This is a genomic window from Variovorax glucosi, from assembly GCF_051216695.1.
GTDB lineage: Bacteria > Pseudomonadota > Gammaproteobacteria > Burkholderiales > Burkholderiaceae_C > Variovorax.
Map to the genome: position 1 here is coordinate 1 of NZ_JBPJZE010000164.1, position 1286 is coordinate 1286.

A 1286-nucleotide genomic window follows, 5' to 3' on the forward strand; every position below is an offset into this window, starting at 1 on the left:
CTCTGCAGCCAGGTGTATTGCCACTCATACGGCGCACCCGGCTTCGCGGCCTCGCCGTAGGCGATGCGCAGGCTGCCGTTGCTTTCGTCGTGGCAGTGCTTCGAGGTCTTGTATTCCTTCTCGCTGAAGCAGGCGCGGATCATCTTGAAGCACGAGAACGGAATGCCTTCGTTCACGGCCTTGCCGCCTTCGAGCGGGACGAAATCAGCGGTGTCGAACGACGCTCCACCGCCGGAATACCCCTCGAACACGGTCTGCAGCACGGCCACGGCCCACTTGCCTTCGGCCAGCGGATAGAGCGCGGGCGCAAGCGACAGGCGCGTGTCGGGCCGGTCGGCGTCCTTCTTCAGGGCCTGCGCGTAGTCCGAGAAGTCATGGAGGCGATCGAGCTGCCAGCTCTTCGCGTCGGCGCCTCGCTTGATGCGCGCCATGACCAACGGCTCGCCAGAGAGCACCACGTAGTCATTGGGCGAAGCGCCGCGCGGGCGGTACAGGCCGAGCTCCTGCACGTCGCAAGGCTTCGGCAGCAGGGCGCAGAGGTTCGCGCGCCATTGCGCATCGAGCGACTCGGGCTTCTTCACGGCATCGAACACCTGCGCGGACGGCGCGGCGAACACGGGGGCGGCGAACGGCAGGGCGAGCAGCAGCGGCAACAGCTTTTTCATGGAGCCGAATGGTAGCCACGGCCCGGGCATTGCGCGCGGGTCGCTTGCTAAAGTCGGCTCCGACCATGAATCTTGCTTCTCCTCCCCTCCTCCGGATCGACGCGCTGCGCTTTGCCTATCCCGACCAGCCTGCGCTGGTGTCGAACTGGAACGCATCCATCGGCCCGGGGGTCACGCTGCTCTATGGCGACACGGGCACCGGCAAGTCGGCGCTGCTGCGGACAGTGGCTGGCGAGAACGCCGGCCACCCCTCCATCCGAGTCGAAGGCCGCGTCGACTACGTGCTGCCGGATCGAAATCCGCCGCTGGTGATGCAGAAGGCCAAGCTGCTGCTGTCCGCCGTGCTTGAAAATCTTGTTCACGACTGGCCCGAGCGCGCCAATTTGACTGCCGCGCAGCAGCATGCCCATGTCACTCAATGGCTGGCCTCGTTGGGTCTGGAGCGGCTTGTACAGCACCTGCACGTACCGGTCATCAGCCTGCCTCTGTCGGACCAGCGCCTGGTGTCGGTGTTGCGCCGCGCAATGGTGACTTCCCCCTTGCTGCTGTTGGATGAGCCGACTGCGGGTCTTTCCGACGAACAGGCCGAGCCGATCCTCGCACTGATGCGCCGGCTCCGGC

Annotated in this window: 2 protein-coding genes; both read left to right on the plus strand. The window is 65.7% G+C overall.

Annotated features, from left to right (window positions below; all coding sequences use genetic code 11):
- Nucleotides 1-12 precede the first annotated feature (12 nt).
- Nucleotides 13-60 carry a hypothetical protein gene (locus tag ACSFA3_RS23890; RefSeq protein WP_435507887.1) on the plus strand — a complete coding sequence of 16 codons (48 nt, stop codon included), beginning with the start codon at nt 13-15 and terminating at the stop codon, nt 58-60.
- A gap of 670 nt (nt 61-730) precedes the next feature.
- Nucleotides 731-1286: ATP-binding cassette domain-containing protein (locus ACSFA3_RS23895; protein WP_435507886.1), on the plus strand; the 556-nt coding region annotated here is incomplete at its 3' end.